Source organism: Candidatus Rickettsia mendelii, from assembly GCF_057543435.1.
Window position 1 is genome coordinate 17,501 of record NZ_BTGX01000024.1, and the last position, 25,906, is coordinate 43,406.

The window sequence follows — 25,906 nt, forward strand, 5'->3', positions numbered from 1 at the left end:
AAATAGGTCAAAAATGTGATTTGCTTTCTAAGAGCTGTGAATGTCATGTATTTTAAAATCTCTATGAATAACTTAAAATAAATTTTCTAGAGAATTTGGATACTTTATTAAAAGATATAGAATCAGTTATCAATTTTTATATATCTAGTAAGATTGCAAGAATCTTAGATGTAGTTTTAGATATAATTTTTGTTGAATGAAATATTAAATTTTCTTATTTGTTTACCTCTTTAATATATAGTGAGTATTTATGGTGTGAATTTGTCTTAGTGTCTAAGCTTTTAAATCATTAGTGTCTGTAAGACTTATTTTAAATGCTGTTATCTACAATACCTAATAAATATTTTAATAAATGAAAATGGTAATGATATCATTACCAAAGTCAATTTTCTAAGATTGCCATAGTAAATAGAAAAGTTAATTTTCTAAAAGCAATTTCTATAACTAGCTAAAAAAAGAATATTATAGAAGCATTTAATCTATAGCATAGTTAAATTACTGATATCTTTTTAGGGTGTTGTAAAATAATTATTGTTTTATAATTAAGAAAATATAACAGTAAGATAGAACTAAATATATAATGATCCACTAGTAAAGGAGATATTAAGTAAAAACTATGTTCTTATTCTTAATAATCGAGGTGATTAAAAAATGGTTACTGATTATCTTATTTCTATCTGTTATAAAAACTTTTTATAACTCCACTACCAATAATATAACTAATATTAGTGGAAATGATGCTCCATTACTATAATTTAGTAATAAGATGAAGTGTTAGGTGATAGTATGGTTATGATTTGTATAGTTAAGATACTATAAATAATTTTTGTTTTTTACTTAGTTCTTTAAAGTGTTGGATTTCATCCCTCTGCAAAGACATTAAATTGCTGTTGCTGAGATGACACCATAGAAGCCATTCTCAATAATAAACCAACATAAAAATACTATAAGATTATATTTTTAAATATTGTGGTTGTAGCTGCGGTATGGAGGAGAGTTCCCTTAAACTATATAATATAAAAACTAAATATTTCTTAAGATTATTTTACTTAATTCATAATTTAAGACTGAGAAATCTATTTTATCAAATCCTTTTCTTGGAATAATTATTATAGCAAGCTTTATATCTTTAAGATTAGCATCACTAACAATAATCCTGATTATATGTCTTATACGCCTTTTAATTTTATTGCGGATAACAGCTTTTTTATTTAGCTTTTTACTAACTTTGATTCCTAAAAAAATATTGTATTTTGATTCAAGAAAAATTTGAGGAAGATTTTTTGCTATTACTAAAATAAAATACCTTTCATATAACTTTTTACCAAGCTTATTTATAAGCTCAAATTCTTTTTGATTTTTTAAAGAGGTAATGGACAATTTAATAGGTCGGTTATATTTTAAGCAGATAATTTTCTTCTACCTTTAGCACGACGCTTCCTTAAGATTTCTCTTCCAGAAACAGTAGCCATCCTAGCTCTGAAACCATGCCTTCTTTTTCTAACTAAATTACTAGGTTGAAATGTACGCTTCATAATATTTATACCAAACGAAAATAAAAATTAATTATCTATAATAAAATACTTTGACTTTGTCAATTACAGTCTGCCTTTAATCTAGAGGTATCTAATAAGCGATTAAACATGTGCTTTTGCTTGTTCTACGATATTTGCAAATCCTTCACTATGATTTACTGCTAATTCTGCTAGTATTTTACGATCCATGTCAATTTCAGCTTTTTTAAGAGCCCACATAAATTGAGAATAAACAAGCCCATGCTCTCTTACTGCTGCATTTATTCTTTGAATCCATAAACCCCTAAAATCGCGTTTACGATTTCTACGATCTCTATAAGCATAACGAAGAGCTTTTTCTACCTTTTCAATAGCTATTCTAAAACAGTTGTTAGCCCTACCTCTATAGCCTTTTGCTAATTTGAGAATTTTTTTATGACGATTTTTTGAAAATTTTCCTGATTTTACACGTGTCATTGCTTTAGCTCCTGATTAATTAGTTTGTGCCATACGGAAGAAAATACTTTTTAATATTATATCCGTCTTGATCACAAAGAATTGTAGTTCCACGAAGATTACGAATTTGAGCTTTAGTGCGGCGACGCATAAAGTGTTTTTTACCTGCTTGAGATGCAACAACTTTACCGCTAGCAGTAATTTTAAAACGTTTTTTTACAGCAGACTTTGTTTTTAACTTAGGCATAATCGCTCCTTAAAATTTGGTATTCTTAGGTTTGTGGGTAATAAATTATCTACACTAAAGCCACCTTACCGATAAAAACCAAATAATAGTTTTTTTACAATTTATTGCAAGAAGTTTTTTATGATATGTGGTATAATGCATTTTTTATTTACAAAGTATATTTAAGAATAATGTTTGGGCAAAATCCTAAAAGGTCTATATTAAACAGTGATGGCACTACGCTAGAGGTCAAGTCTATTTTTAAGACTATACAGGGTGAAGGTATCTTTGTTGGCATTCCTGCTATATTTATAAGACTTGGTGGGTGTAATCTTGCTTGTAATTTTTGTGATACAGAATTTGAAGATTTTGATTTATTAAATATAAATGAGATTTTAAGTAAGGTAAAAAATTTAGCTTTGAATTCTAGAAATAGAAAATCTATTAATTTGGTAGTAATAACTGGTGGCGAGCCGATGCGTCAACCTATAGAATTACTATGTCACAAATTATTAGATCAAGATTTTAGAGTACAAATTGAAACGAATGGTACATTATATCGCTCTTTGCCAAGAGATGTATCTATAATTTGTTCACCGAAAGCCGGTAAAAATGGTTATAGCAAAATAAGAGAGGATTTATTGCCTCAAATTAGTGCAATGAAATTTATTATTGCTAAAAATATTTCAGAATATAGTTCTATACCGGAAGTAGGACAAACTGCATATAATATAGCAGTCTTTGTTCAGCCTATGGATCAGAACGATCCAAGACTTAATAATGAAAATAATGCATTAGCTGTAAGATTAGCGTTAGAAAGCGGTGCTAGGTTATCAATGCAAGCACATAAATTTTTAGGAATTGAGTAAAATTAGATTTGTAAATATATAATTTACATCTTGAATTTTTTATTACTTACAACTATCATAGCCTATTATTTAAAGCTAGAGTATTTAGAGAAATGAGTAAAATATTAGAACTTGAAGCAGAACCTCGCACCGAATTTGGCACTAGTGCAGCAAGAGCATTAAGACGAGAAGGTCGTATTCCTGCTATTATTTATGGTGCTAATAAAACGCCAATTAGTATTTCTTTAGAAGAAAAAGAAATAACTAAACATTATAGAAAACCGGCTTTTGTCTCTCAGTTAATTAACTTAACAATTGATAAAAAGCATTACAAAGTATTGCCAAAAGCTGTAGAATTACATCCAGTGACAGATATAGTACGTCATGTTGATTTTGTCTTTTTAGAAGAAAAAATTCAAAAAATGGAAGTACCAATAATATATGAAGGTAAAGAAAGAGCTTTAGGTGTTAAAAGAGGTGGATACTTTAACATAGTAAAAAGAAGAGTGACTTTGTTGTGCGATGTTAATAATATTCCAAGAAATGTAACTATTGATGTTACTAATATGCCTATTGCTACCTCACTAAAATCTTCAAAAGTAAAATTACCAGAAAGATGCAGTTTTGCTACGAAAAAGGAATTTGTTCTTGCAACTATAATAGGGCGTAGAGGAGCAAAAACTGAGGTTGAAGGAGAACAACAAGATGAAAAGTAGTAAGAAGAGCATTATTGTATTGTTAATATGTTAACTCGTGTCAAGGTGAGGTACACAATAGAAATATTTAATGTAGTGTTAAAAACTTGTTTTTTATATTTTTTGCTAGGCTCCAATTTTTGTGTGTATGATCATTGAAAGCTCATACACGTCAAGCTACTAACATTCTATATTAATAAAGTCTATGAAAAGTGATTTTATACCCCTTTTAAGTCAACATTTTCTTAAAGTCTTCTATATATTAGGTAATGTTTATGATGCTGATTGTTGGTCTTGGTAATCCTGACAAGGAATATAGGAATACTAGGCACAATATTGGCTTTATTGTAGTAGATGAGCTAGTAAAGCAGCATAATTCATTGTTTATTACAAAGAAAAAATTCAATTGCAAGATTGCTGAAAGTATTAAGGAAGAGGAAAAATTATTGTTTATAAAACCTACTACTTATATGAATTTATCCGGCAAATCAGTAATGTCAGTAAAAGCATATTATAATATTTCACTTGAAAAAGTTTTTGTTATTCATGATGATATTGATTTAGATATAGGTAGAGTAAAATTTAAAACTGGTGGTGGTAGTGGCGGTCATAACGGTTTAAGGTCAATTGATCAAAGTATTGGTAGTAACTATAACCGAATTAGAATTGGCATAAGTAGACCACAAAATAATGAAGATATAGCAGGTTATGTACTTAATAATTTTCCTAAATCTGAATATGAAATAGCAAAGCAAGTTATAAATAAAATTATTAATAATTTTGATTTAATATTAGGGAATAAATTAGAAAAATTTAAAAATAAAATAGCGTAATTATATGTTTTATTTAGATCTGGCTCAGGTGACATATAAGTCATGTTGATAATGTGTTGTGTGCGTCGGTAATAATATTAAGAAATCCTGCAATAATGTTATGCTTTGCTGATTGACACGAGCAAAGCAATGCAATGCAAGTGAGTCTAGGGAAAACTAAGACTTATAGACTAATAAGTATAGTGTATTAATAAAAGTTCATCATTTGAATTATTTTACTGAGAATAAAGAGTATTTAACTAAAAACATTAAAATTCTAGATGATCACGATTTTATTTACGATTACTGATAATAATAAAAATTTTAGAAGTTAAAATTGTGGTATCATAAGTTAATGGAAAAAGTAGAAAGGCTAGAAAAAGAAAAAATGTGTATTTATAACTTTAATTATAATTAACTTTTAAATGAGACCGTTTTATGAAAAGCTTGGTTATAAACTTGAATTTATAAGATGTGCTTATTATCAAAATTCTATGATATACTAATATGTGCAAGGATCTTATATGACACTAAAGTGCGGAATAGTAGGCTTGCCGAATGTCGGTAAGTCGACATTATTTAATGCCTTAACTGCAAGTCAGGCAGCCGATGCTGCTAATTATCCCTTTTGTACAATTGAGCCTAATAGTGGTAAAGTTTTAGTGCCTGATGAGCGTCTGTACAAACTTGCAGATCTTGCAGGTAGTGCAAAGCTTGTTCCTTCTTATGTTGAGTTTGTAGATATTGCAGGGCTTGTTAAAGGAGCTAGCAAAGGAGATGGCTTAGGTAATAAGTTTCTATCTCATATAAGAGAAGTGGATGCAATATTACATGTATTACGCTGTTTTGAAGATGAGGATATAACGCATGTGTATAATAAAGTTGATCCGATAAATGATCTAGAGATAGTCGAAATGGAGTTAATACTTGCTGATATAGAGTCAGTTGAGAAGCGTTTAGCTACAAGTGAAAAGCGCTTGAAAGCAGGTGATAAGACATTAGCTGAGCAAATAGAGCTATTAAAGGAAGTTTATAAAATATTAGGTGAAGGAAAACGTGCAAGGGTCCTGAACAAAGGTTTAGGTGTAGATAATTTAAAGCAGTTACAGCTACTTACTGCAAAGCCTGTCTTATATGTATGTAATGTTCTTGAAAAAGATGCAGCAAAAGGTAATGAATTTACAAGAGTAATAGAAGAGCGAGCAAAAAAAGAAAATGCTAAAATTGTAGTGATTTCTTCAAAAATAGAAGCTGAGATCGCTTTACTTGAAAGTTTAGAGGAGAAAGAAGAATTTTTAAAGGATATAGGTCTTACAGAAACAGGGCTTAGTAGAGTCATTAAAGAAAGTTATAATTTACTAAACTTAAAAAGCTTCTTTACTATTGGACCAAAAGAAGCACATAGTTGGATGTTTAAGGATGGCACATTAGCACCTGCTGCTGCTGGTATTATTCATACTGATTTTGAAAAAGGTTTTATTAGAGCAGAAGTTATTGATTATAAAGATTACATAAATCTTGGTAGTGAAGCTAAAGCTAAGGAAGTAGGAAAAATGCGCTTAGAAGGTAAGGGATATAAAATGCAGGACGGTGATGTAGTACATTTTAGATTTAATTTGTAATTTATAAAAATTATTGAAAAAGCAATAGCGCTTTTATGCTTATAGCCTTAAGTATTAGCTCTTCATTATTGCATTTTGGTTTATTTAGCTTTTATATAGGAAAAAATCATTACAAGTAGTAATGAGCATTTACTAGGTTGCATGTTTCAAAGACATAAAAATTGAAGCAGAAGAAATATTTAAACAAATAGGCATGATTATGTCATAAGCCATGATAGTATTTCGAATCAATGTATAAATAACTTATAGCTTAATTTCAAGCCAAACTAATATTTCTAATCATGAGACTCTAGAATCATTATATTTTAGTGCTAGAGAATAACTATTCTAACTAGTAGGTAATCCAAGTTTAGGTAGCATAGTGGTTTGATTTAGTACTACAACCACATTATAAAAGTAGAAAAACTAATATAATTAGAATATTAATTTAAATTAAGTTTTTTTTAACTGTTATATCAATATACTATATGAGTTTTTCAATTAACTTTCTTTCTAAAAGGTTATACAATAGTGTTGCTAATTCTTTAGATACAACATTTATGTTATAATTTTGTTGTAATCTTAGATAAGCATTTCTAGAAAATTCTTGAGCTTTTGCAGGATTATCTAAAAGATAAGCAATTTTTTCAGCTAAATCTTCAGAAGAAGCAGCTTTACATATAAGGCCTTCTTTCATATGTTGTAGGATTTCTCTAGGTCCTTCAGTATTAGTACTAACTATAGGAAGACTTGCTTCCATTGCTTCAAGCATTATAATACCAAACGGTTCATGTAGAGATGGAAGGCAAAAAATATCGATTTTTTTAAAGAACTTATTTTTGTCTTTAATCCAGCCTATAAATGATATTTGGGTTTGTAAACCAAGTTTATGTGTTAAATCTATTAATTTTTCCTTTTCTTCTCCACCTCCACCTATAACAACTAAAATATCGTAGTTTTTATCTTTTAACAGCTTTATAGCCTGAATAAAAATATTAATACCTTTTTTAGCAACAAATCTTGCTAAGACGCCAATTACAATAGGTCTTTTGTATGATTTATTTTTAATAAAATCTTTAGTGATATTTATCATATTTGGCAAGATAAATATCGAAGATCTAGCAAAATTATTTTGCAGCAAATATTCTTTCATATGATTAGTAAGGGCAATTACATAATCACATTTTCGCAGTCCTTTTAAACTATAATTATGAGCAATACCTATTAATTTAATATTATATGTTTTAGCAAATTTGCTAAAATTTATTGCTCTATTACCATGTGCTATAATTATATCTGGCTTGGTTTTATAAATTACATATTTAAGAGTAAGCACTGATAACAAATCGATCGGAGCTAAATTCAATAGTTTGAGGCTTCTGTGTACAAGCAAATTTATTTTTGCTCTATAAGAAGTAATATTTATAACCTCAATTTTTTGCATCTCAAGAGCTGTGTTATAATCTAGAAATGCTTGCTGAATGCCGCCAAGATCACGGCTTAACATAATATTTAGTACTTTCATTTTTATGATAATTCAAAGATTCTAATGCTAAGGTAATTACCAACTATACTTATTTATTTACTAAATTCCAAGAAATTTGCTATAATACACTTTCATAAATATTATAATTAATATGGTTAGTAGGATTAATTTTGTAAAAATGCATGGGCTTGGAAATGATTTCGTTATTATTAATAAACGAGATTTAGCAAGCTCATATAATTTATCACAGCTAGCAAAAAATATAGCTGATCGTCATATTGGCATTGGATGCGATCAATTTATTATTTATGAAGAGCAAAATGATTCTTATGAAATGATTATCTATAATATAGATGGCTCTAGTGCTAAATTATGTGGTAATGCTACAAGGTGTTTAGTACAGTTAATTTATCTTAATACAGGAAAAAAAAATATTATTATAACTGTTAATGGTAAAAGATTACTATGTAATGTTGAAGATAAAAATAACATTAGTGTTAACGTAGGAGCTGTTAGTTTTAATAAATCTTGGATGCCTAATCATGAAAAAATTTGGGAATTTGCTGAGCGATATATGATTGATTTAAAAGAAACTATTTGTGTTGATGTCGGTAATCCGCATTTAGTTATTTTTAGTAGATTAGCACTTCAAGATCAAAGAATTGTTGGTGAAAAATTACAAAGTCAAGAATTATTTATTGATGGTATAAATGTGAATTTTGCAAGCGTTAAAAATAATAAAATTTATTTATCAGTTTGGGAGAGAGGAGTAGGTCTAACTCTTGCTTGCGGAAGCGGAGCATGTGCTAGTTTTGCTGCTGGTTTAAAATTGGGGTTTATTCATTCTCCAAGTCAAGTAATATTTAAGCATGGTAGCCTTATTATGAAAGAAGAGAATGGAAACATAATAATGCAAGGCACTGCAAAACTAGTAGCTCAAGGGGAATATTATTATGAGCGATAATCTAAAGCAAAAAGTAGTAACATTTGGTTGCAGGCTTAATATATACGAAAGTGAAATAATAAGAAAAAATCTTGAGTTATCAGGTCTTGAAAATGTTTTAGTATTTAATACTTGTGCTGTAACTAAGTCTGCAGAGAAACAGGCGTGTCAAGCTATTCGTAGTGCTAAAAAGAATGATTCAGATTTGAAAATTATCGTTACAGGTTGCAGTGCACAAACTAATCCTCAAATGTATAGCAATATGCTGGAAGTTGATAAGGTTATAGGTAATGAAGAAAAATTATTACCTGATTATTATCAAATTATAGGTGAAAGAATAGTAGTTAATGATATAATGTCAGTCAAAGAAACAGCAAATCATCTAATAAGTAGCTTTGACGGTAAGTCTCGCGCTTTTATTCAAATACAGAATGGTTGTAATCATTTTTGTACTTTTTGTATAATTCCTTACGGTAGAGGTAAAAGCAGGTCTACTCCAATAGGAACTATAATAGAGCAGGTAAAACATCTAGTATTAAATAGCTTTAAAGAAGTAGTTTTTACTGGTGTAGATATTACAGCTTACGGTAGCGATTTGCCTGGTTCTCCGACATTTGCTGGAATGATTAAACGTGTTTTGAGTTTAGTACCAGAATTAAAAAGGCTTAGGTTATCTTCGATAGATGTGGCTGAAATAGATGACGAGCTATTTGAGCTTATAGCATATAATGAAAGGATAATGCCACATTTCCATATTAGCCTGCAGGCAGGTGATGATATGCTATTAAAGCGTATGAAAAGAAGACATAATCGTACAGATGTCATCGAGTTTTGCACGAAACTACGTGCAATAAGACCAGAGGTATCGTTTGGTGCAGATATTATAGCAGGTTTCCCAACGGAAACTGATGAAATGTTTGAAAATACAAGAAGATTAATCGCAGAAGCAGAATTACAATATTTGCATGTTTTCCCATATTCAGAACGAGAAGGAACGCCAGCAGCGCGTATGCCGCAATTGCCAAAAGCGATTAGAAAAGAAAGAGCCAAAATTTTAAGACAAGAAGGACAAAAACAATTAATTCAGTTTTTTAAAAAGCATATAGGCCAAAAAGTAGAATTGTTAGTAGAGAATAATAATATAGCTCATACCGAGAATTTTATTCCTGTAAAGTTAGATAAGTTTCTAAAAAAAGGACAAATATTTAAAGCAAGATTAATAGGTATAGAAAAGAACTATATGTTATGTAAATTGGTTTAAAGTATTTAGGCATGATTTTAGCGAAAGCGAGGGCTAGAGTGAATAAAAATATAGATAAACAGAAGATTATATATAATACAGAAACAATACTACAGCTTGCTGAGGAAAAAATCTTATTAGTGCGCGATTTAAGAGAGTTGCAACAATACAAGGTAGGATTTTTAGGTAAGAATGGTGTAGTCACTAATGAGTTTAAAAAGTTAGGAAATTTAAATGAGCAGGAACGGAAAGATTTTGGCATAAAAATCAATGGCTTAAAAGATAAGGTACAGAATATAATTAAAGTAAAAAAAGAAATTTTAGAAGAGCAGGAGCTAAATCTTAATCTTGCTTTAGATAAAATTGATCTGACAATTCCGGCTAGAAAATATAAACAAGGATCTATCCATCCAATAACTCAGTGTAGTGAGGAGTTAATCCAAGTATTTTCACAATTTGGCTTTACTGTTGAAGACGGACCAAATATTGAGAATGATTTTAATAATTTCACTGCTCTTAATTTTGAAGATGATCATCCGGCAAGACAAATGCATGATACCTTTTATTTAAAAGGTCAGGACAATAACAAGCTAATGTTATTACGTACCCATACCTCAACAGTACAAATTAGAGTAATGAGTAGTTGCAAACCGCCTTTTAGATTTATAGCTCCAGGAAGAACTTATAGGTCAGACTCGGATATAACACATACTCCGATGTTTCATCAAATTGAAGGATTAGTCATTGATAAAAATATTCATATGGGGCATTTAAAATATGTTATTACCGGGTTTATAAAAAGTTTTTTTGAGAATTCTAATATCGAGCTACGTTTTAGACCTAGCTTTTTTCCATTTACAGAACCTTCTGCCGAGGTTGATATTCGTATGAATAAAAACGATAAATGGCTAGAAGTTTTAGGTTGCGGAATGATACATCCAAATGTGCTAAGAAATGTTAGTATTGATAGCAGTGAATATCAAGGTTTTGCTTTTGGTCTTGGAGTTGAACGTTTTGCAATGTTAAAGTATAATATTAAGGATTTACGACAATTTTTTGAAGGTGATTTGCGTTGGTTAAAACATTATAGCTTTTCTAGCTTTGATATACCAAATTTAGCTGGAGGGTTAACTAAATGAAGTTTACATTATCATGGCTAAAGCAGTTTTTAGAGACGTCAGCTACAATAGCTGAAATTGCTGAAAGCTTAACAGATATTGGGCTTGAAGTAGAAGAGGTAATAGATAAGGCAAGTGAGTTGCAAAAGTTTGAAGTAGCACATATAATAAACACTAGACCTCATCCGTCAGCTAGTAAATTAAAGCTTTGTGATGTTGAGAGCAAAAATTGTGTAATACAGATAGTCTGCGGAGCAAGTAATGCAAGATCTGGTATTAAAGTGGTACTAGCAAATATCGGGGTTGAGATACCAAATGGTAAGTTTAAAATCAAAGAATCTACTATTAGAGGAGAAAAAAGCTGTGGTATGCTGTGTTCAGAAGAAGAATTATTACTTGCTTCTGAATCTGAAGGTATTATAGAACTTCCTGAAAGCGCTGTAATTGGAGAACCTTTTACCAAATATTATGGCTTAGATGATCCTATATTTGATGTTAACATTACTCCTAATAGGGGAGATGCTTTAGGAGTTTATGGTATTGCAAGAGATTTAGCAGCAAAAGGTGTAGGAATACTCAAAGGATTGGAAATTCCAAAGATACAAGGTACATTTACTTCTAAAACGAAGCTTATTGTGCAAGATAAAGCTGTTTGTCCATTATTTACATTTAGAGAAATAAAACATTTAAAGAATAAACCAAGTCCTGAGTGGTTACAGAAATTACTTAAAAATATTAGTATAAAGCCTATTTCTGCCATAGTTGATGTAACGAATTATATTTCTTATAGCTTTGGACAGCCAATACATGCCTATGATGCAGATCAGTTAAAAGGCGATATTATGGTTGGATACGCAATATCATCCCAGCAACAGCAGGAATTTAGTGTTCATAATCTTGATTGTGTATATAATGAAATAGGGAATGTAGATTCATGCCTCTACAAGAACAATATAGTTAGTGTTGAAAATAATGTTCAAGAAAAAGAAATTAATAAATTCAAAGCTCTAAATTATAAGGAATATCTACTTAACGAAAGTGACTTGGTAATAAAAGACGAAAATGGTGTGCAAGCCCTTGCAGGTATTATCGGAGCTCTTAATAGTAGCTGTAATAGTGGTACAACAAATATCTTGCTAGAAGCTGCTTGCTTTAATGCTAAAATAGTTGCAGCTAGTGGTCGTAGATTACAGATTGATACTGATTCAAAGTATCGCTTTGAACGTAATATAGATAGAAATTTTACCGAAAAGGCTTTGGATATAGCTACTAACCTGATTTTATCAATATGTGGTGCTGGTGAAGTATCAGAGATAGTAATGGTAGGAGAAAAAGAAATACCTAAAAAATCTTTAGATTTTTCTGCTAATTATTTAGAAAAAATTACTGGAATTAAACTAAATATCAAAGAAATAGAAGCTATATTGAATAAACTTTGTTTTATTACAGATACTAAAGAAGATATTATAAGAATAACACCTCCTTCTTGGCGTCATGATATAGTCATTTTAGAAGATATAGTGGAAGAGATAACACGAATTTATGGGTATGATAAAATAGAGAATATAAAATTACCAGAATTAGAACAAAATGATAATAGTCTGAGAAGACATAAAAAGATTTCTACTTTTAAAAGGATATTAGCAAGTAGGGGTTATGATGAAGTAGTTACTAACTCATTTATGAATAGTGAAGATGCTAAATTATTTGTAGAATTAAAAGAAGAGTTATTTTTATTAAATCCTATTAGCATTGAAGATAATTATATGCGTCCTAGCATATTGCCAAATTTATTATGCTTAGTTCAAAAAAATCTAGCACGCTCTATAAAAGATATGGCTTTTTTTGAAGTTGGTCCAAGTTTTATAGATTTAAATACAGAAGTAACTCACCTAACGGCAGTTATAACTGGAGCATATAATCACAAAAACCCTCATGAAAGAGGAAGAGCATATGATATTTTTGATCTTAAAAGTGATTTAGAACTTGTGTTTGATTATGCAGGTCTATGTATGGATAAATGTATAGTACCAGATCAAACTACACCTTCATATTATCATCCTACTAGATCATCAAATCTAATGCTTAGGAAAAATTTATTAGGTCATTTTGGGCAAATACACCCTAAAATCTTAAAGCATTATAATATTAAAGAAGAAGTATTTGCTTTTGAGTTAAATATTACAAATTTACCCTTATCAAAAGCTAAATTTGGAAAAAGAGATGAATTCATAATATCATCTTTTCAAGCTAATTTTAGAGATTATGCATTCATCATTAATCAGGATCAGCCTGTAGGTGAGATAATATCACATATTAATCATTTAAATAAAAAGCTTGTTAAATCAGTTACGTTATTTGATATTTATAGTGGTGATAAGTTATCAGAAGGTAAAAAATCTATAGCGGTTAGAGTAGAGCTACAAGCTGACAATCGTACTTTAAACGAAGCTGATTTAAATTCATTTAGTAAAAATTTAATTACTACTATTGAACAAAGATTCCAAGGGATATTAAGAGAATAACAATATGTTAAAGATAATAGTTGAGACAAAAACATTGATGCAAGCACTTGGTTTTGCAAGTTCTGTTGTTGAAAAACGTAATGTAATATATGAGCTTGCAAATATTAAATTGTTAGCAAAAGACGGAATGCTTGAGCTTAGCGCTACTAATATGGATTTGTATTTAAGTCAAAAGATAGGAGCGCAGGTGATAAGCGAGGGTGAACTTACCGTATCAACGAAGACTTTAAATGATATAGTCAGAAAGCTTTCTGATGCTGAGCTTATACTTACTGATCTTGGTACTACAGGACTTGAGATAGTAGGAAAAAGTTGCCGATTTAATTTATTTACTTTACCAGTTTCTTCTTTTCCAGTTATGGATAATATTAATGAGGAAGCAAATTTAAAAATTTCTTGTGCTGATTTTGCTAAAATAATCGAATTGACAAAATTTTCGGTTTCCTTGGATGAAACTCGTTATAATTTAAATGGTATCTATCTGCACGTAAAGAATGGGGAGTTTTATTCTGCAAGTACTGATGGGCATAGGCTATCTGTTTCATCTATATTATTGGAAAGAAAAATAGAAGATTTTGGTATTATATTACCACAGAAAAGTGCAGAGGAAATTCTAAAAATAGTTAAGGATTCTAAAAATATAAATGCAGATATAGAAATTTTGCTAAGTAGCACTAAGATTAAGTTTATATGTAATGAGAATATTATTATGTTATCAAAGCTTATTGATGGTACTTTCCCTAATTATAGTGTTTTTATTCCAGAAGTTAGTAGCTCAAAATTAGTAATTAATCGTAAAGTATTTGCAGATAGCATAGAAAGAATAGCTATAATAACGGTTGAAAAATTTAGAGCGATCAAATTGTCGTTATCTTCTGAAATGCTAGAAATTAGTGCAATAGGTGAAGCAAGAGGAAATGCAAAAGAGTTTATTAATGCTTCGCAAGATACAGAAAGTTTTTATGAATATAGCGGTGATGAATCATTAACTATAGGATTTAATCCTAAATATTTAGAAGATGTTCTAAGTGCTGTGAAATCAGATTTAGTAGAATTATATTTTTCAAATGTTTCAGCACCAGTACTTATTAAATTTCCTGAAAATCCTAAAGATATTTTTGTTGTCATGCCTGTTAAGGTGTAGATTGTAAGCTACTAAAAGTGTTAATGTTGTAGTTATGGTTCAAACAATAGATACAATGTTATTTCTGTGGAAGTAAGAATCCAGTAAAAAAATATATATAAACAAGTTTTTTATCAAACTTAAAAATTTAATGTTATATTAAGCTTATTTTTTCTAGCTTATATAAAAACACTAATGGCATTGAATGCTTTTAATATATACCAGCAAAACCAAAGTTGTTTTAAATAATTTTTGACTAGTAGTTAAAGATTCTCTATTATTTTCTTCAAGTAAACTAATTAAACATTATATTATGAAAAAAAATGTAGGGTTGTTTTTTATATTATTATTTATTACAATAAATAATAATATATTAGCCGATGATTACCCAAAAACTCAAAGAGAGCAAAAATGGGATGAAGTAGGTTCTATAACAGGAGAAGAAGGACTAGTCTTTAGACCTCTTAGAGTAAAAAACAAATCTACTAAGGCTGTTGGTTGCTCAGTTAATAAATATCTTTGGCAAGCAGCAATAGAAACTTTAAGTTTTGTTCCTCTTGCATCAGTTGATTCAAATGGTGGTGTTATTATTACAGATTGGTATAGCCCACACTCTAAAGCTAATTTTCGCTTCAAAATAAATATATTTATTAAAGATAATATAATAAGTCCAGAAGCCATTGAAGTAAAAGTATTTGAAGAAATACTTAACAATAAACAGTGGGTGCTTAGTAAAAGTACCTCAAACCTTTCTATTGTGTTTGAGGATAAGATCTTAAGAAAAGCTAGAGATTTATATATTAATAATGCGAGGTAATGATAACTTTTTATTCGTACCTTGGTTAAAAGTTGAGTAATCTAAGACAAAGATTTCTTTGTCTTAGATTGTAAGGTAAACGTAAGATTTTTATTTAAATTCCTATATTTACTAAGTTTTAATACTGATAGAATATAAGATAATTATGAATCATATCGAACAAAAATGGCAACAAATCTGGCATGAAGAAAAAGCTTTTGAAGTATCAAATGACAGCAATAAACCGAAATATTATGTGCTTGAAATGTTGCCTTATCCTTCTGGTAAAATCCACGTTGGTCATGTACGCAACTATTCTATAGGGGACGTAATGGCTAGATTTATGATTATGCAGGGTTTTAACGTATTGCATCCTATGGGGTGGGATGCTTTCGGTTTACCTGCAGAGAATGCAGCAATAAAAAATAATTCTCATCCGAAAGAATGGACTTATTCAAATATCGAGAATATGAGGGAGCAGCTAAAATCTATGGGCTTTTCTTATGATTGGTCTAGAGAAATAAATAGTTGCGATCCCGAATATTATAAACATGAACAAAAATTCTTTTTAGAACTCTATGAAAGAAATCTTGCTTATCAGAAAGAATCTCTCGTTAATTGGGATCCAGTTGATAATACTGTACTTGCAAATGAACAGGTGATTAATGGACGCGGTTGGCGTTCAGGTGCGATTATTGAAAAACGCTATTTAAAGCAGTGGTTTTTAAAAATTACTGCTTATGCTGAAGAATTGCTGAATGAAATCCAAAATTTAAAAGAGTGGCCTGAAGCTGTGCGCTCTATGCAAGAGAAATGGATCGGTAAATCTATTGGTGCTAATTTTCATTTTAAGATTAAAGATAATGAAAATATCACTATTGAAGTATTTTCAACTAAACCTGAAACTATTTTTGGTGCTGCCTTTATAGCTATTGCCTTTAATCATCCAATAATAGAAAAAATTATTTCTAAAACAGCTGAGATATCAGATTTTATAACTAAATGTTCAAATACAACAGGTAGTGCTGAACTCAGTAAGGCAGAAAAAACTGGAGTACCTACAGGGCTTTATGCTATTCATCCATTTGATTCGAGTATAATGCTACCAATTATTATTACTAATTTTGTTTTAATGGATTACGGTACTGGTGCAATTTTTGGCTGCCCTGCACATGATGTACATGATCATGAAGTAGCGGTTAAAATGAATATACCTATTAGGCAGGTGGTTAATAATAATCAAGCAGATATTGATGTACAAAAAGCAGCTTATACTGAAGATGGATTTCTTATTAATTCAGATTTCTTAAATGGGTTAACTAGCAATGAAGCAAAACAAAAGGTAATTGCCAAGTTTGAAAAGTTAGGAATAGGTACACGCAGTGTAAATTATTATTTAAAAGATTGGGGGATTTCTCGTCAACGCTTTTGGGGCTGTCCTATTCCTATAATTCACTGTAAAGCTTGTGGGATAGTACCTGTACCGTATAAAGATTTACCAGTTACTTTACCTGATTATATAAATTTTGATGGTCAAGGTAATCCGCTTGATAATCACCCTACTTGGAAACATGTAAATTGTCCAAAATGTAACAAACCAGCTATTCGTGAAACAGATACTTTTGATACATTTTTTGAATCTTCTTGGTATTTTACTAGATATTGTAATGTAAATGCTTTAGAGATAGCAGATAAGAAAGCTTGTGATTATTGGTTACCTGTTGATCAATATATAGGAGGTATCGAGCATGCAATTATGCATTTATTATATGCACGGTTCTTTACAAAAGTAATGAACGAACAAAATTACATAAGTGTTCGTGAACCTTTTAAAGGATTATTTACACAAGGTATGGTGCTACATGCTACTTATAAAGATGAACATAATAACTGGTTATATCCTGAAGAAGTAGTTAAAAATGGTAATAAATTTTTTCATAAGGAAAGCGGTGCTGTGGTAGTGCAGGGACGCATCGAGAAAATGAGTAAATCTAAGAAAAATCTCATTGATCTTGAAACAATACAAAAGCAATATGGAACAGATGCAGTTAGGCTTTTTGTGTTATCGGATAGTCCCCCTGAAAAAGATCTAGAATGGTCAGCTGGTGGTATTGAAGGTTGTGCACGTTTTATTAATAAGCTTGAGCATATGCTAGAAATGATCACTTCTTTAAAAGATGATACGGATGGTACTAAAACTAATAAAGACCTTAATAGGTTAATACATCTTACTATAAAACAGGTTGCTGAGGACATAAAGCTTTTTAGCTTAAACAGAGCAATAGCACGTATGCGTGAGCTTTTTAATGCTATATCAAGTGAACTTGCTAAAGAAAAAGTTGATGTTAAGACTGTAAATTATGGATTTACTATTTTAGTGCAACTACTTAACCCTTTTATACCACATATTACCGAAGAAATTTGGCAGAAACTCGGTCATAAAACATTTTTATATAATACAGCTTTTCCTATATTTGATGAATCAATTCTAGAATTAGAGACATATGTTATAGCAGTGCAGGTTGACGGTAAACTTCGAGATATTTATGAGTTTGATAGTAAAGCAAGTGAAGAAGATATAAAAAAAATTACTACATCTTTACCTAAGGTACAAAAATTCTTAAAAGGGAAAGAACCTAAGAAAATTATTCTTATCCCTCGTAAAATTGTAAATATTGTTTGTTAAGATTATTTTAAATTTTAGATAGGACTAGCCTTATTTTATGGTTAGTGAAAGGCAATTGATTTTATTCCTGCGAAGAGCAGGAATCTAGAAAACACAAACCTAATATTTAAAAAAATTTATACATTTTTTAGAATAAAAACATAAAACACTTGTTATAACTTTTTATTAGATTCTGTTTTCGTGGGAATAATATAAGTTATACTGTTAGGTACATTATAGAATCATACATGTGGATTGGGCATAACTATACAAGCGTAGTATAACAGTCTCTAATGCATGAAAATGTCAATCTCACTCCAGCCAAGTAAATCTAAATTAGCTCGGGTTGGCAAAAATCTAAAAATATTTTGTGCAAGTTCAAGCCTATTTTCTTTGAGTAACATTTTTTGTAAAATATCTTTTAATTGATGTAAATACAGTACATCTTTAGCTGCATATTCTTGTTGTTCTTGAGATAAAATTTCAGCACCCCAGTAGGAAGATTGTTGTTGTTTGGAAATACTTATAGAAAGCAGCTCTCGACATAAATCCTTAAGCCCATGACTATCAGTATAGGTTCTTACTAGTTTTGAAGATATTTTAGTGCAAAAAATATTCTCTAAGTCAATTTCTAAATATTTCTTTATTGCTGCTAAATCAAACCTAGCAAAGTGAAATATCTTACATCGATCTTTTTGAGATAATAATGTTTTTAGATTAGGAGCTGTGTAATCTTGATTTATAAAATGAACAAGATGGGCTGCACCATTGCCATTACTAAATTGTAATAAGCATAACTTATCTCTATGCAAATTTAATCCCATTGTTTCAGTGTCTATAGCTAAATTACCTTCAAGCTTGAAATTGTCTGGTAGGTCGTTTTGATAAATTTTAATAGTCATAATTAATTTTTAATTGTAAATACCTGTTCATTTGGAGCTGCTACTCCTAAAACTTTGCGAGCTTGCTCATCTAGCATATCTTTATCTAGCGATTCCGTTCTTAATAATTTAATATTATGCTCAAGTTCTACTCTTTCTGCTCGCAGTAATTTTAATTCCTCATAAGCTTTGTCAAGCTGTCTATTTACTTTTAAATATGCAATTACTCCCTTATTGCCGTAAATGCAGTGGAAAACGAAATAGCCGAGCAATAAAGCTAAAAAAATGTTTAAGATTAACCTTTTAGCATTATTATTTAAATGTATATAATTAAAAATAGTCATAAAAATAATATCTTTATAAAGAATAATATAGGAGCAGTTAAAATTATACTATCAAATCTATCTAATACTCCTCCGTGACCAGGTATTATAGTGCCACTATCTTTAATATTAAATTTTCTTTTAAAATATGAAATAAATAAATCACTTAATTGAGCTACTAAAGCTAATATAGAACTAATTATAAATAAAAAAATCTTATTTGAAAAATAGTAATTTTCAATATTAAAACTAGGTATTAAACTAATTAAAATTGCAACCAATCCTGCTGATAATATTCCTGTAACTAAACCACTCCAAGTTTTTTTAGGGCTAATTTTGGGAGCTAATTTTATTCCTTGAAAAGTTTTGCCGCCAACCATAGCAAATGTATCCACTGACCAAATTATACAAAAGTAAAGCATAATAAGCCATCTATTTGTATATCCTGTGCTTAACAATATTAATAAACTTATGGGAAGCAGAATAATAATTAATCCGATTAACAAATATGGAATAGAAGATCTAGTCATATGATACCACTCGTATAGCATCCCTATAGCTACTAACATCATTAAAATATAAAATAAAGGTTTAACCCAAAGTATTGCTATAACAAATAATGGTACTAAAACTATACTTGACAAAATCCTTAGATATATATTACCTTTTACCAAATGTTCTTTTTCTTTTTGAATAATCATTTATAGCTTCTATTATATCGCCTTTATTAAAATCAGGCCAACATTTCGGTGAAAAATATAATTCAGCGTAAGCTGCTTGCCAAAGTAAGAAATTACTAATTCGAAAAACTCCTCCAGGTCTTATCAATAAATCTACATCCGGCATCTCAGAATCATAGAAAGCATTTTGTAAGTCTTGTTCATAGATCTCTTTTTTACCACTGGCAATAATTTTTTGACAAGCATCAGTTATTTCTTGACGACTTCCATAACTAAAAGCTATACAAAGTGTTATTTTATTATTATTTTTTGTTAATTCTATAGCATTATTTATTTGTTCTTGCAATGAAATACTAAGTAAATTAAGCCTACCTATTACTTTTATTTTAACTCCGTTCTTATGTAAATTATTTAGTTCATTTTTTAAATAAATACTTAATAATCTTATTAAAAAAGATACTTCTGCAGCTGAACGTTGCCAGTTCTCAGAAGAAAAAGTATATAAAGTTATGTAAGGTATGCCAAATTTAAGGAATGCAGGTAGTAATTCACGAATTTTATCAGCTCCTGTCCTATGTCCCTCGTGTTTTGGTAAGTTATGCTGTTTTGCCCAGCGTGCATTACCATCCATTATTATTGCTAAATGTTTTATATTTGTCATTAAAAATTATATAATTCTAGGAATTTCAATTTTAACTGATAGTCCACCTAAATCATTACTATCATCTAAATAAATAAATCCTTTATGATCATTTATTATCTCATGAGTAATAGCAAGCCCAAGACCTACATTACTTGAATTACTAAGTTGTCTTGCTTTATCTGATCGATAAAATGGGTTGAATACAAAAGGTTTTTCTGTATCATCTATACCAAGACCATTATCTTCAATAATTATTGATACAACATAGGAATTACCACTTAGCATTACTCTAACTTTAGTACCATATTTTATAGCGTTATCGACTAAATTAGACAAGGCTCTTTCAAAAGAATTTGGTTTAATGTGTACTTTTAAATTATCTATATTAGTAGGTTTTATAAATTCAATACTCACATGTGCCCATTTATTTAAAAAATATTCAATCCAAGGTAAAATTAAAAATTCTTCAAATTTTTCTGCGCTTTCGCCTTGCGTAAAATCCAAATAAGAATTGATCATTTGCTGCATAGTTAATATATCTTGTTTTAGTCCTGCTGTTTCTTCAGTTTCATCCATCAATTCAAGTTGTAATTTCATACGTGTTAAAGGTGTTCTTAAATCATGTGAAATCATAGCAAGCATAGTGGTTCTTTTGGTAATTTGCTTTTCTATTCGAGCTTTCATTTTTAAAAAAGCAACACCAGCTTTTCTTATTTCCAAAGCGCCAGAAGGTTTAAAATTTTTACTTTTTAAGATACCGCGTCCAAATTCATCAGCAGCATCTGCAAGAGCAAGTATTGGTTTAATTTGATTCTTAGAAAAAATAATTGAAATGGAAAGTAATATAGCTGTTAAGAATATAATCCATAAAACAAAAATATATACAGTAGGATTAAGTAATAATTTTGCAGGAAAAGTAATATATAATATTTCATTATTTAGTTCTAAAAATACTTCAATTTTATTTTCCTTATTTAATTTAACTACATTTTTTTCATGAATTTTAATATCTAGAATATTCTTAAATATAGTTAAAGGCTCACTTAATTTTGGTTGTTTTACAGGTAATTTTTTATTACCCTGAAATTGGTAAGATAAATTAAGATAATTTTCTGATAGTTGCGTTATTTCTCTTAGGTTATTCCTATGTTCTTTAATTAGTGACTCTATTTCATTGATTATAATAGTGCTGGTATAATATGAGACATTATACCAATGACGATCATAAAACAAAAATATAGCAACGATTTGTCCTATTAAAATTGGAATAATTATTATTAGCATAAAACGTGCAAATAATGTTTTTGGTACAACATATTTTAAGAAGCTTGATACAGACGAATTTTTTAGAACTAACTTGTATGCTACGCTTTTTATATGTGTAGCTATCTTATCTTTAAATTCATTAAACCTTCTGCGTTCTAAAATACGCTGTAGCACTTTAGATATAAAGAGCATAGCCTTCATTACGCACAGTCTTTAAATATTTTGGTTCTTTAGGATTATCTTCTATTTTACTTCTTATTCTAGTAACTTGTACATCAATTGAGCGTATACTAAGACCTCCCATTATCTTTGAAAGCTCAAAACGACTAATAGATTTGCCACAGTGTTCTATTAATATCTCAAGTAATTTTTGTTCAGTAGAGGTAATAGGTATTATTTGGTTATTCTTAGTAAATTCTTTTGTATTAAAATTATAGAAGCTATTGCCAAATTTAATTATATTTTGCTCTTTTTTAAAATTATTATAATTATTAATTAAATTATTTATACGCAGTAATAATTCTCGCGGTTCAAATGGTTTAGTGATATAATCTGAAGCACCAGCTTCAAGACCTTTAACTCGATTATCAGGTTTAGATAAAGCAGTCAGCATTACTATAGGTATGTTATTACCAGCATCTCGTATAGCAGTAGCAAAATCGATGCCGGTTATTTCCGGCAACATAACATCTAAAATAATTAAGTCATAATCTGAAGTTTTTAATAGGTTTTTGGCTTCGATAACTGAATTTGCTGTTGATACTAAAAACTCATTTTTATTTAAAAATTGCTGTAAAAGTGCTAATATTCTGCTATCATCATCAACTATTAAAATATGAGCCTTATATTCCTGCATATATTTTTATTAATTTGTAGATGATTACTTATAATATTATATATAGTATAAATATAAGTTAATGACAATGACAAAACTTTCAGATAAGAATATTGGATATATTTGGGTTAATGGTAAGTTAATTCCTGCTAAGCGTGCTCAAATTCATGTTTTAACTCATAGTTTGCATTATTCTGGAGCAGTGTTTGAAGGTGAAAGAGCTTATAACGGCAAGATCTTTAAGCTAAAAGAGCACACGGAAAGATTAATAAAATCAGCAGAAGCTTTGTATTTAAAAGTACCTTATAGGTTAGATGAAATTATAAGAGCTCATGAATTAGTTATAGAAAAAAATAAAATTCTAGATGCATATATAAGACCTCTTATTTGGTGTGGAAGTGAATCATTAAATATTACTAATACTAATTTGTCGACTAATCTTTTGATTGCCAGTATTCCTTCTATGCCTAGGTCTTTTTCAAAAGGGATAAATTTAAGTATAAGCTGTTGGCGTAAAGCAGCTCCAAACGCAATGCCACCACAATCTAAATCTGCTGCTCATTATAATATGGCAATAACTAGTAAGAAGGAAGCTAACGCTCTTGGATATGATGATGCGTTACTACTTGATTATGAAGGATTCATTGCTGAGTGTAGCACAACAAATATTTTTTTTGTTAAAGAGAATGTGCTATATACTCCGATTGCTGATAGATTTTTAAATGGTATAACAAGGCAAACTATTATTGAAATTGCAAAAAATTTAGGACTTAAAGTAAAAGAAAAACGCTTGAGGTTAGAACAAATAGAGAATTTTACCGAATGTTTTGCTACAGGGACAGCAATTGAAGTTCAAAGTATTCATTCTATAGATATTGGTAGTAAAAAGATTGTTTTTGATGATCATAAAATTGCCGATACTCTAAAAAAAGAATATGAAGGCATTGTTAGAGAGTAGAAATGTTATATAGTTCTTACTGCACCTTAATAATATAATTATAATTTAAGAGTAAAAAATTATGCATAATATATTTAAAGGTTTAATTACTGCAATTATAACACCTTTTAAAAATAATAAATTAGATTTAGAATCGCTTGAAAAAGTTCTTAAACGACAAATTGATGGAAAAGTTGATGCAATAATATTAGCAGGCACAACTGGTGAAGGCAGTAGTTTAAGTTTAGAAGAGTATCAATTATTATTACAAACTAGTGTAGAAATCATTAATAAACGTATTCCCATAATAAGTGGATGTTCATCTAATAATACTGCTCATGCAAGAGATCTTGCAGTAAAATCTACAAAAATTGGGGTTGATGGTTTTATGGCGAGCATACCATCTTACTTGAAGCCTACACAAGAAGGGATTTATAAGCATTTTGAAATTATACATGAAGCAAGCAATTTACCTATTATGTTATATTCAGCGCCGACTAGAAGTGCAATAGATTTTGCTGATGAAACAATATTTAGACTTGCTCAATTGCCACGTATTATAGCATTGAAGGATTGTGGAATAGATTTAGAACGTCCTATGCGAATTAAGGCAGCAGTCAAAGAGGATTTTAACCTTTTAACTGGAAATGATGATATAGCTTTAGCTTATCATGCCCAAGGCGGAGTAGGATGGGTTTCTGTAGCTTCTAATATTGTACCGAAATTATGTAAAGAGTTATTAGAAAAATGCTATAATAGTGATATTAAAGGAGCGCTTGAAATCCATCAGGGACTACTGCCTTTATATAAAGCATTATTTATAGAGTCTAATCCGATTCCAGTAAAATACACATATTACTATTTAGGTTTATGTGAGAATGAAATTAGGTTACCTTTAACTGAAGCAAGTGATAAAACGAAAAAAGAAATTGAAGAAGTTATAACATCACTATCCATCAAGTTATGAGTGAATATAAAAAAATTATTACACAAAATAAGAAAGCTCTTTTCAATTATTTTATTGAAGAAAGGTTAGAAGCAGGTATTGTATTAAAAGGTAGTGAAATTCGGTCTCTGCGCCAAGGTAAAGCTTCTATAGAAGAAAGTCATGCAGCAGATAAACAAAATGAGATATTTTTGTATAATAGCCATATTGCAGAATATGAAAACGCGAACAGATTTAACCATTCTACTAGAAGAGAACGTAAACTATTATTACATTCTAGAGAAATAAAGAAAATTATTGGTAAAATTAGAATAAAAGGTTACACATTAGTTGCTCTTTCTATGTTTTTTAATAGAAAAAATAAAGTGAAAATAGAGCTTGGTATTGCTAAAGGTAAGAAATTACATGATAAGAGACAATCTATTAAAGAAAAAGATTGGAAAAGAGACCAAAGTAGATTAATAAAAAAATGATATAAAATTTAAAGGTTATTTATGCAACATATTATGGCTAAAATATTGGTGATATTTGTAGTTATTACAGGAATTTTATTTGTTTTCAAAACGATAAAAACTTATTCTACACAATCTGTTTCTATAGCAGTTAAACAAAATGAAGAAGCACAAGGATGTGAAGAAGAACGAGTAAAAAAGATTATCAAAGAATATTTACTTAATACTCCTGAAGTAATAATAGAATCAATAGAAGGTTTACAAAAACGTAAAGTACAGGAAAATAAGAATAAGGTTAATAACTATCTTAAGGATAATAAAATAGATATTGAAGATAGTCAGAGGTTCCCTATTATAGGTGATAAAGACGGTGATATAACAATAGTTGCTTTTTATGATTACAACTGTTCTTTTTGTAAAAAAGGTGATGCTTCTATAAATGAATTATTGCAAAATGCTCAAAGAGTTAAAGTTTTATTAAGACCACTTCCTATACTTGGAGATGCTTCCGAGTATCTTGCAAGAATAGCTTTAGCAGTTTACAAGATTAATTCAAATAAATTTAAAGTTATTCATGATGAATTAATGAAAATAAAAAATATTTCTAAAGAATCTATAAAAGAGTTGTTGGCTGAGAATGGCTTAAATGCTATAGAAATTGAAGAAACTGCTGATAATAGTGAAATTAAGGATTTAATTACTCAAAATATAAAAATAGCTAGAAACCTTAGACTCCAAGGAGTACCAGCATATATTATTAATACAAGATTAATACCAGGATTAATGGAGTTCCCACAATTACTAAATATAGTTAAAGAAATTAGAGATAATAAAGACTCTTAAAGAAGAACCTTTTCTATTTTAAATATATATTTTTGTTGTGTGGCTCTGATAT

General features: G+C 29.5%; 26 protein-coding genes and 1 pseudogene. 16 read left to right on the forward strand and 11 right to left on the reverse strand.

Annotated elements, in window-relative coordinates; all coding sequences use genetic code 11:
* Positions 1-95: 95 nt before the first annotated feature.
* A pseudogene (locus AC27F4_RS04135) lies at positions 96-197 on the forward strand (magnesium transporter CorA family protein); the annotation flags it as partial.
* 826 nt (positions 198-1,023) lie between these two features.
* On the opposite strand, the gene rnpA reads toward AC27F4_RS04135, so the two are convergent.
* From rnpA to rpmI, 4 genes are all read right to left on the reverse strand, one after another.
* A complete protein-coding gene (gene rnpA / locus AC27F4_RS04140) occupies positions 1,024-1,380 on the reverse strand; it encodes a ribonuclease P protein component (RefSeq protein ID WP_487062349.1) in 357 nt (118 codons plus the stop codon).
* A gap of 20 nt (positions 1,381-1,400) precedes the next feature.
* Positions 1,401-1,535 carry a 50S ribosomal protein L34 gene (rpmH, locus tag AC27F4_RS04145; protein ID WP_487062351.1) on the reverse strand — a complete coding sequence of 45 codons (135 nt, stop codon included), beginning with the start codon at positions 1,533-1,535 and terminating at the stop codon, positions 1,401-1,403.
* Between the two features lie 102 nt (positions 1,536-1,637).
* Positions 1,638-1,991, reverse strand: a complete 354-nt coding sequence (gene rplT, locus AC27F4_RS04150; protein ID WP_487062353.1) for a 50S ribosomal protein L20 — start codon at positions 1,989-1,991, stop codon at positions 1,638-1,640.
* A 19-nt stretch (positions 1,992-2,010) separates the two neighbouring features.
* Positions 2,011-2,217, reverse strand: coding sequence for a 50S ribosomal protein L35 (rpmI, locus tag AC27F4_RS04155; protein WP_487062355.1), 207 nt, complete (start codon positions 2,215-2,217; stop codon positions 2,011-2,013).
* A 170-nt stretch (positions 2,218-2,387) separates the two neighbouring features.
* Between rpmI and AC27F4_RS04160 the strand changes: the two genes are divergently transcribed.
* The 4 genes from AC27F4_RS04160 (at position 2,388) to ychF (ending at position 6,173) form a co-directional block, all read left to right on the forward strand.
* Positions 2,388-3,065, forward strand: a complete 678-nt coding sequence (locus tag AC27F4_RS04160) for a 7-carboxy-7-deazaguanine synthase QueE (protein ID WP_487062415.1) — start codon at positions 2,388-2,390, stop codon at positions 3,063-3,065.
* Positions 3,066-3,157: 92 nt separating this feature from the next.
* Positions 3,158-3,760 (forward strand): 50S ribosomal protein L25/general stress protein Ctc, encoded by a 603-nt coding sequence (locus AC27F4_RS04165; RefSeq protein ID WP_487062357.1) that lies wholly within the window; start codon positions 3,158-3,160, stop codon positions 3,758-3,760.
* A 254-nt stretch (positions 3,761-4,014) separates the two neighbouring features.
* On the forward strand, positions 4,015-4,572 hold the full coding sequence (gene pth / locus AC27F4_RS04170; protein WP_487062359.1) for an aminoacyl-tRNA hydrolase: 558 nt from the start codon (positions 4,015-4,017) through the stop codon (positions 4,570-4,572).
* A gap of 503 nt (positions 4,573-5,075) precedes the next feature.
* A complete protein-coding gene (ychF, locus tag AC27F4_RS04175) occupies positions 5,076-6,173 on the forward strand; it encodes a redox-regulated ATPase YchF (RefSeq protein WP_487062361.1) in 1,098 nt (365 codons plus the stop codon).
* 463 nt (positions 6,174-6,636) lie between these two features.
* On the opposite strand, the gene AC27F4_RS04180 is transcribed toward ychF, so the two are convergent.
* Entirely contained in the window at positions 6,637-7,677 is a 1,041-nt protein-coding gene (locus AC27F4_RS04180; protein WP_487062363.1) for a glycosyltransferase family 4 protein, read from the reverse strand.
* Between the two features lie 112 nt (positions 7,678-7,789).
* Here AC27F4_RS04180 and dapF point away from each other — a divergent pair, with 112 nt between their 5' ends.
* The 7 genes from dapF to leuS all read left to right on the forward strand — a co-directional run bounded on the left by dapF (position 7,790) and on the right by leuS (position 18,069).
* Positions 7,790-8,602, forward strand: coding sequence for a diaminopimelate epimerase (gene dapF / locus AC27F4_RS04185; protein ID WP_487062365.1), 813 nt, complete (start codon positions 7,790-7,792; stop codon positions 8,600-8,602).
* Complete coding sequence (gene mtaB / locus AC27F4_RS04190) at positions 8,592-9,842, forward strand: tRNA (N(6)-L-threonylcarbamoyladenosine(37)-C(2))-methylthiotransferase MtaB (RefSeq protein ID WP_487062367.1); 1,251 nt, start codon at positions 8,592-8,594, stop codon at positions 9,840-9,842. The genes dapF and mtaB overlap by 11 nt, the downstream gene beginning before the upstream one ends.
* A 68-nt stretch (positions 9,843-9,910) precedes the next feature.
* Positions 9,911-10,960, forward strand: a complete 1,050-nt coding sequence (gene pheS, locus AC27F4_RS04195; RefSeq protein WP_487062417.1) for a phenylalanine--tRNA ligase subunit alpha — start codon at positions 9,911-9,913, stop codon at positions 10,958-10,960.
* The gene (pheT, locus tag AC27F4_RS04200; RefSeq protein WP_487062369.1) at positions 10,957-13,464 is read left to right on the forward strand and encodes a phenylalanine--tRNA ligase subunit beta; all 2,508 of its coding nucleotides are present in this window, start codon (positions 10,957-10,959) and stop codon (positions 13,462-13,464) included. Before pheS ends, pheT begins: the two co-directional genes overlap by 4 nt.
* 4 nt (positions 13,465-13,468) lie before the next feature.
* A complete protein-coding gene (dnaN, locus tag AC27F4_RS04205; RefSeq protein ID WP_487062371.1) occupies positions 13,469-14,608 on the forward strand; it encodes a DNA polymerase III subunit beta in 1,140 nt (379 codons plus the stop codon).
* A gap of 292 nt (positions 14,609-14,900) precedes the next feature.
* The gene (locus tag AC27F4_RS04210) at positions 14,901-15,404 is read left to right on the forward strand and encodes a DUF3576 domain-containing protein (RefSeq protein ID WP_487062373.1); all 504 of its coding nucleotides are present in this window, start codon (positions 14,901-14,903) and stop codon (positions 15,402-15,404) included.
* Between the two features lie 145 nt (positions 15,405-15,549).
* Positions 15,550-18,069, forward strand: coding sequence for a leucine--tRNA ligase (leuS, locus tag AC27F4_RS04215; protein WP_487062375.1), 2,520 nt, complete (start codon positions 15,550-15,552; stop codon positions 18,067-18,069).
* A gap of 269 nt (positions 18,070-18,338) precedes the next feature.
* Here leuS and AC27F4_RS04220 read toward each other — a convergent pair whose 3' ends face one another.
* From AC27F4_RS04220 to AC27F4_RS04245, 6 genes are read right to left on the reverse strand one after another with little or no spacing between them, the layout of a single operon-like run.
* Positions 18,339-18,950 (reverse strand): ribonuclease D, encoded by a 612-nt coding sequence (locus AC27F4_RS04220; RefSeq protein WP_487062377.1) that lies wholly within the window; start codon positions 18,948-18,950, stop codon positions 18,339-18,341.
* A gap of 2 nt (positions 18,951-18,952) precedes the next feature.
* Positions 18,953-19,273, reverse strand: coding sequence for an FtsB family cell division protein (locus AC27F4_RS04225; protein ID WP_487062379.1), 321 nt, complete (start codon positions 19,271-19,273; stop codon positions 18,953-18,955).
* Positions 19,270-19,953 (reverse strand): phosphatidate cytidylyltransferase, encoded by a 684-nt coding sequence (locus AC27F4_RS04230; protein ID WP_487062381.1) that lies wholly within the window; start codon positions 19,951-19,953, stop codon positions 19,270-19,272. Before AC27F4_RS04230 ends, AC27F4_RS04225 begins: the two co-directional genes overlap by 4 nt.
* Positions 19,913-20,593 carry a polyprenyl diphosphate synthase gene (gene uppS / locus AC27F4_RS04235; protein ID WP_487062383.1) on the reverse strand — a complete coding sequence of 227 codons (681 nt, stop codon included), beginning with the start codon at positions 20,591-20,593 and terminating at the stop codon, positions 19,913-19,915. Before uppS ends, AC27F4_RS04230 begins: the two co-directional genes overlap by 41 nt.
* 6 nt (positions 20,594-20,599) lie before the next feature.
* The gene (locus AC27F4_RS04240) at positions 20,600-22,033 is read right to left on the reverse strand and encodes an ATP-binding protein (RefSeq protein ID WP_487062419.1); all 1,434 of its coding nucleotides are present in this window, start codon (positions 22,031-22,033) and stop codon (positions 20,600-20,602) included.
* Positions 22,017-22,697 carry a response regulator transcription factor gene (locus AC27F4_RS04245; protein ID WP_487062385.1) on the reverse strand — a complete coding sequence of 227 codons (681 nt, stop codon included), beginning with the start codon at positions 22,695-22,697 and terminating at the stop codon, positions 22,017-22,019. Before AC27F4_RS04245 ends, AC27F4_RS04240 begins: the two co-directional genes overlap by 17 nt.
* Positions 22,698-22,758: 61 nt before the next feature.
* Between AC27F4_RS04245 and AC27F4_RS04250 the strand changes: the two genes are divergently transcribed.
* From AC27F4_RS04250 to AC27F4_RS04265, 4 genes are all read left to right on the forward strand, one after another.
* A complete protein-coding gene (locus AC27F4_RS04250) occupies positions 22,759-23,634 on the forward strand; it encodes a branched-chain amino acid transaminase (protein ID WP_487062387.1) in 876 nt (291 codons plus the stop codon).
* A gap of 61 nt (positions 23,635-23,695) precedes the next feature.
* Positions 23,696-24,580, forward strand: coding sequence for a 4-hydroxy-tetrahydrodipicolinate synthase (gene dapA, locus AC27F4_RS04255; RefSeq protein WP_487062389.1), 885 nt, complete (start codon positions 23,696-23,698; stop codon positions 24,578-24,580).
* Positions 24,577-25,032 (forward strand): SsrA-binding protein SmpB, encoded by a 456-nt coding sequence (gene smpB / locus AC27F4_RS04260; RefSeq protein WP_487062391.1) that lies wholly within the window; start codon positions 24,577-24,579, stop codon positions 25,030-25,032. Before dapA ends, smpB begins: the two co-directional genes overlap by 4 nt.
* A gap of 21 nt (positions 25,033-25,053) precedes the next feature.
* Positions 25,054-25,854, forward strand: a complete 801-nt coding sequence (locus tag AC27F4_RS04265; protein ID WP_487062393.1) for a DsbA family protein — start codon at positions 25,054-25,056, stop codon at positions 25,852-25,854.
* Positions 25,855-25,906 lie beyond the last annotated feature (52 nt).

Bases quoted from the DNA above. Each gene is read 5' to 3' on its own strand.
- AC27F4_RS04220 (WP_487062377.1), bottom strand. From the start codon at position 18,950: ATGACTATTAAAATTTATCAAAACGACCTACCAGACAATTTCAAGCTT.
- dapF (WP_487062365.1), top strand. From the start codon at position 7,790: ATGGTTAGTAGGATTAATTTTGTAAAAATGCATGGGCTTGGAAATGAT.
- pheT (WP_487062369.1), top strand. From the start codon at position 10,957: ATGAAGTTTACATTATCATGGCTAAAGCAGTTTTTAGAGACGTCAGCT.
- AC27F4_RS04180 (WP_487062363.1), bottom strand. From the start codon at position 7,677: ATGAAAGTACTAAATATTATGTTAAGCCGTGATCTTGGCGGCATTCAG.
- AC27F4_RS04225 (WP_487062379.1), bottom strand. From the start codon at position 19,273: ATGACTATTTTTAATTATATACATTTAAATAATAATGCTAAAAGGTTA.
- AC27F4_RS04265 (WP_487062393.1), top strand. From the start codon at position 25,054: ATGCAACATATTATGGCTAAAATATTGGTGATATTTGTAGTTATTACA.
- pth (WP_487062359.1), top strand. From the start codon at position 4,015: ATGATGCTGATTGTTGGTCTTGGTAATCCTGACAAGGAATATAGGAAT.
- AC27F4_RS04210 (WP_487062373.1), top strand. From the start codon at position 14,901: ATGAAAAAAAATGTAGGGTTGTTTTTTATATTATTATTTATTACAATA.
- AC27F4_RS04245 (WP_487062385.1), bottom strand. From the start codon at position 22,697: ATGCAGGAATATAAGGCTCATATTTTAATAGTTGATGATGATAGCAGA.
- mtaB (WP_487062367.1), top strand. From the start codon at position 8,592: ATGAGCGATAATCTAAAGCAAAAAGTAGTAACATTTGGTTGCAGGCTT.
- AC27F4_RS04240 (WP_487062419.1), bottom strand. From the start codon at position 22,033: ATGCTCTTTATATCTAAAGTGCTACAGCGTATTTTAGAACGCAGAAGG.
- rplT (WP_487062353.1), bottom strand. From the start codon at position 1,991: ATGACACGTGTAAAATCAGGAAAATTTTCAAAAAATCGTCATAAAAAA.
- uppS (WP_487062383.1), bottom strand. From the start codon at position 20,593: ATGACAAATATAAAACATTTAGCAATAATAATGGATGGTAATGCACGC.
- smpB (WP_487062391.1), top strand. From the start codon at position 24,577: ATGAGTGAATATAAAAAAATTATTACACAAAATAAGAAAGCTCTTTTC.
- dapA (WP_487062389.1), top strand. From the start codon at position 23,696: ATGCATAATATATTTAAAGGTTTAATTACTGCAATTATAACACCTTTT.
- AC27F4_RS04160 (WP_487062415.1), top strand. From the start codon at position 2,388: ATGTTTGGGCAAAATCCTAAAAGGTCTATATTAAACAGTGATGGCACT.
- AC27F4_RS04230 (WP_487062381.1), bottom strand. From the start codon at position 19,953: ATGATTATTCAAAAAGAAAAAGAACATTTGGTAAAAGGTAATATATAT.
- ychF (WP_487062361.1), top strand. From the start codon at position 5,076: ATGACACTAAAGTGCGGAATAGTAGGCTTGCCGAATGTCGGTAAGTCG.
- AC27F4_RS04250 (WP_487062387.1), top strand. From the start codon at position 22,759: ATGACAATGACAAAACTTTCAGATAAGAATATTGGATATATTTGGGTT.
- AC27F4_RS04165 (WP_487062357.1), top strand. From the start codon at position 3,158: ATGAGTAAAATATTAGAACTTGAAGCAGAACCTCGCACCGAATTTGGC.
- leuS (WP_487062375.1), top strand. From the start codon at position 15,550: ATGAATCATATCGAACAAAAATGGCAACAAATCTGGCATGAAGAAAAA.
- rpmI (WP_487062355.1), bottom strand. From the start codon at position 2,217: ATGCCTAAGTTAAAAACAAAGTCTGCTGTAAAAAAACGTTTTAAAATT.
- dnaN (WP_487062371.1), top strand. From the start codon at position 13,469: ATGTTAAAGATAATAGTTGAGACAAAAACATTGATGCAAGCACTTGGT.
- rpmH (WP_487062351.1), bottom strand. From the start codon at position 1,535: ATGAAGCGTACATTTCAACCTAGTAATTTAGTTAGAAAAAGAAGGCAT.